Raw genomic sequence first — 2,896 nt, 5'->3', positions numbered from 1 at the left:
TGAAAACGATCAATCTCAGGTTGTTCAAACATCCATTTCGACCAAGCCAACTTGCCGAAAACACGGGACGAATTCTCAATGAAATCGTAGCGTTGACCTTAAAAACCCATCAAACACATAACGCCGCATTAAGGTGTGAGCGACGTTTGGCTATACTTGAGCGAAGCGAAACTGCCAAGCGTTGCGAATCACTCTTAAATGCTTTGTTATATTGCCTGTGCGCCAGAAATTGACAATTGCACCGCTGCATTTGCGTGAATTTCGGTCGTGTCATAGAGTGGCACTGAAGTATGCTCTTGTTGAATTAACAAGGCAATCTCCGTACAGCCCAGAACGACAGCCTCTGCACCTTGTTTATGCAAACTTGCCACAATTTCTAAATATTTCTCTCTTGAGCTAGAGTCAATGACACCACGACACAGTTCATTGTAAATAATGTCATGCACCACATTACGCTCTGCACTATCTGGAACAATGACATCGATACCAAATTTTTCAATGAGTCGCTGTTTATAAAAATCTTGCTCCATAGTGAAACGAGTACCCAACAAACCAACTTTTTTGACGCCGTCCGAAACGAGTTTTTGCGCCGTTGCATCTGCAATGTGCAAGATTGGGATTGAAATATTCGCTTCTATTTCATTTGCTACTTTATGCATCGTGTTGGTACAAATGATTAAAAAGTCCGCACCGCCAGCCTCTACTGCTTTAGCCGAAGCAGTTAATATTGAGGCAGTTTCTTGCCAACTTCCTTGATGTTGCAGCTTTTCGATTTCATCAAAGTTAACGCTATAGAGGCAAATTTTTGCTGAGTGCAAGCCGCCTAATTCTGATTTGACGCCTTCATTGATCGCTTTGTAGTAGCTAGCCGTTGATTCCCAACTCATACCACCAAGCATTCCTATTGTTTTCATTTTTTCTCCAATATTTGATTGCAATATAACGCCCAATTAAGGGGTGAGCAACGCTACCACCCAAACCTAAAGCATTGTGCCATAAACACTTAACTTGAAGTAGAACCAAAAATGCCAAGCGTTGGGAATCCCTCTTAAATTGTTTGTTAAGCTTCTGGCTGAGGAGTCCACATAAATACATTTTGATGCACAAAAGACTTTAGTATACCAAGTGATTTTAGTGCGTCCGACTTAGCAAGGTCTTCGGCAGATTCAAATCGACCATCGATCATTTTCTTAGCCAATGAACCATTTTTCAGCCCCGCTTTCGCATGAACGTAAGGGTTGCGGATTTTCCTCAACACTTCCAATTGTTCAAAAAGAGCTTCACTTATAATTTCAGCTCCCTTTGCAGATTCGAGGATTTTCTTAAACGACGATTCCGCTATTGTATTCTGTCCTCTCATGATGAACTCACCGGACAATGAGTGCTCAATAAAAGCTTGGCACAATAGTACAACCGCCATGTAATTACCGTTAACGTAACTATTAGCCAATTCATGAAAAGCTAAGTGAGACTGCAAACCACCAGTTAAAAGCATATCTCCCTGTGGCGAAAACAATTCATTTAGCTCGACAAATCTAACAATACGATCTGGTCTAGTTTGCTCTTCATCTTCGACAAAACCAGCGATACCCTGTCGTTTTATTTCTTCGTAGTCCATATTGTCCTCATTGAAGCTTAACGCCCAATTAAGGGGTGAGCAACGCTACCACCCAACCTAAAGCATTGTGCCATAAACACTTACATTGAAGTAAAAGCAAAAATGCAAGCGTTGGGAATCCCTCTTAAATTGATTGTTAGCATTACTTCGATAGTTTCGCTATTTTCTTTTCCAAAGCTGCTATATCCTTAAGCCAATCATCAGGGGTACTTAACTGGTTTTTCTTACGGTATTCAATGAACCCAGCCTTTGAAAGTTCAAAACTCTTGAGAGCTTCGTTTTCATTGCCAAGTTTCAAGCAAGCTGTTCCTTTTTCCTTATGGAATAACGGAGTCATTATTTGAATAAATGGAGCCTGCTTATCCAAAGTTATTATTTCATCACAAATATCAATTACTTTTGCTAAATTCTTCTCTTTCTTTGCAACCTTTAACGCACTCCGCAAGGTTTGCCATTCGTTAAACTTTGATTGATCAAACATCTTATTTGTACTCTTGTAATGCTAACGCCCAATTAAGGGGTGAACAACGCCTCCACCTAACCTAAAGCATTGTGCCATAAACACAAAACTTGAAGTAGAACCAAAAATGCCAAGCGTTGAGAATCCCTCTTAAATTGTTTGTTATGTGAATTTTACCGTGAATTCAAAATAAACCACCGTAGAAATGAAGGAATGTGAATAAGTTACGTACAAAAACGATGCTTACCAAAGCCTAAATTTCACAGCGATCTTAGCCAAAGATAGCCACTTGCAGAATCAACAACAAAGAAAGCGCCCTTTCAGCCACAACAAAACATTTTGCTTCACCAGACTTTCAGAGCTGAGCTTCAGCAAGAGAATCAGTCAAAAAGACATTTCAATTAAAGCGATTTGAAACTGCCGAAACTCAACACAAACCAGATCCAAAACTTAATTGAGGCAACCCAAGAACCTTAAAAACGATCAATCTAAGGTTGCTCAAGAATCCATTTCGACCAAGCCAACTTGCCAAAAACACGGAACGAATTCTCAATGAAATCGTAGCTTTGACCTTAAAAACTCATCAAACACATAACGCCGCATTAAGTGGTGAGCGACGCTAAAAACCAATGCCTAGACAAACCACTTAAAACGCAAAAACTGAATTTACACTAAAACCGCCAAGCGTTGCGAATCCGTCTTAAATGCTTTGTTATGCAAATTCAATAAGATAAACCAGAAGTTACACCAAATTTGATTAAGAAAACAATCAAAATGTTGGTTAAGTGAACCAAGAATCAGCCAAAGCCCGAACCGTG

At 39.8% G+C, this 2,896-nt stretch carries 3 protein-coding genes; all 3 read right to left on the bottom strand.

Annotation, left to right across the window (positions count from 1 at the left end; translation table 11 throughout):
* Nucleotides 1-206 precede the first annotated feature (206 nt).
* Nucleotides 207-914 carry an aspartate/glutamate racemase family protein gene (locus AACW06_RS19125; RefSeq protein WP_086468421.1) on the bottom strand — a complete coding sequence of 236 codons (708 nt, stop codon included), beginning with the start codon at nt 912-914 and terminating at the stop codon, nt 207-209.
* Between the two features lie 146 nt (nt 915-1,060).
* Nucleotides 1,061-1,618, bottom strand: coding sequence for a hypothetical protein (locus tag AACW06_RS19120; protein ID WP_088721527.1), 558 nt, complete (start codon nt 1,616-1,618; stop codon nt 1,061-1,063).
* 142 nt (nt 1,619-1,760) lie between these two features.
* On the bottom strand, nt 1,761-2,099 hold the full coding sequence (locus AACW06_RS19115) for a hypothetical protein (protein WP_192076277.1): 339 nt from the start codon (nt 2,097-2,099) through the stop codon (nt 1,761-1,763).
* Nucleotides 2,100-2,896 lie beyond the last annotated feature (797 nt).

It is taken from the genome of Vibrio sp. S12_S33 (genome assembly GCF_963889785.1).
Lineage (GTDB): Bacteria > Pseudomonadota > Gammaproteobacteria > Enterobacterales > Vibrionaceae > Vibrio > Vibrio aestuarianus.
This window is presented reverse-complemented; position numbering and strand designations above follow the sequence as displayed.

What these genes read in the sequence shown, in the direction of transcription:
- AACW06_RS19120 (WP_088721527.1), bottom strand. Translation starts at nt 1,618, where the DNA reads ATGGACTACGAAGAAATAAAACGACAGGGTATCGCTGGTTTTGTCGAA.
- AACW06_RS19115 (WP_192076277.1), bottom strand. Translation starts at nt 2,099, where the DNA reads ATGTTTGATCAATCAAAGTTTAACGAATGGCAAACCTTGCGGAGTGCG.
- AACW06_RS19125 (WP_086468421.1), bottom strand. Translation starts at nt 914, where the DNA reads ATGAAAACAATAGGAATGCTTGGTGGTATGAGTTGGGAATCAACGGCT.